A 766-nucleotide genomic window follows, 5' to 3' on the forward strand; every position below is an offset into this window, starting at 1 on the left:
CTCACTAGCGGCGAACATCGCGGCGGCGCCCGATCTGACCTGGCAACCAGTGCTGGTGGCGGGTGGCCTCCCGTAGCGCTGCTACTCGCTGTCGAGCTCCTGACGCACCGCCCGGGTCAGCGGACCGAGGTCCGCGTACTCGGCGACGAGGTGACCGAGGACGGCCCAGATGGATCTGATACGAGCGATCCGTTGTTCGATCAAGCGCTGCGCTTGGACGCCCGTAACTGGGAGCTGCGACGGCGCCCGATCGCGGCCGAGGCCTTGCGGAAGGAACTGCGCATCGGCGCGAGCCGCTCAAGGAACGTTCATTCATGGACGATTCCCTCTCGTTCGAGAGCTTCCTTGCGGGAGCCAAGAAGGCTGCGCATCGGGCCATGGACGACCACGGTCGTGGCGAGTACGACGAGTTCGCGCTACACGCCGGGGTGGCGATCGAGAGCCTGGCCAAGGCCGTCCTGATCTCGAAGAACCCGATCTACATCGCGGAGATGAAGGGAAGCGCAGAGATGCTCTTCCACCTTGGCGGTCATCGGACGGCAAGGGCGCAGCCGAGGCCATTGCGCGGCTCAGGATGCTCCACATCCTCCCTGTCGACCGTCAGCTTGACCTGCTGATCGAGCTGCGCAACGGAGTCGCCCACACAACCAGCGACGACCGGACCGGTGCACGGCGAAGCAATCGAGCGTGTCAGTGACGCGCTCACGGTTGCCCGGGAGGCAGCGGGCGCGGCTCCCGTCCACCGACGTGAGCTGGCGCAGTGGAC

General features: G+C 66.3%; 2 protein-coding genes. One reads left to right on the forward strand and one right to left on the reverse strand.

Annotation, left to right across the window (positions count from 1 at the left end):
* Nucleotides 1–81 precede the first annotated feature (81 nt).
* A complete protein-coding gene (locus IE330_RS39825; protein WP_268257397.1) occupies nt 82–204 on the reverse strand; it encodes a hypothetical protein in 123 nt (40 codons plus the stop codon).
* A 110-nt stretch (nt 205–314) separates the two neighbouring features.
* Between IE330_RS39825 and IE330_RS38510 the strand changes: the two genes are divergently transcribed.
* A complete protein-coding gene (locus IE330_RS38510) occupies nt 315–617 on the forward strand; it encodes a hypothetical protein (protein WP_190140818.1) in 303 nt (100 codons plus the stop codon).
* Nucleotides 618–766 lie beyond the last annotated feature (149 nt).

The sequence above is a fragment of the Streptomyces longispororuber genome (genome assembly GCF_014656095.1).
GTDB classification, from domain to species: domain Bacteria; phylum Actinomycetota; class Actinomycetes; order Streptomycetales; family Streptomycetaceae; genus Streptomyces; species Streptomyces longispororuber.

Excerpts from the sequence above, each read along its gene's own strand:
- IE330_RS38510 (WP_190140818.1), top strand. The coding sequence starts at position 315 with ATGGACGATTCCCTCTCGTTCGAGAGCTTCCTTGCGGGAGCCAAGAAG.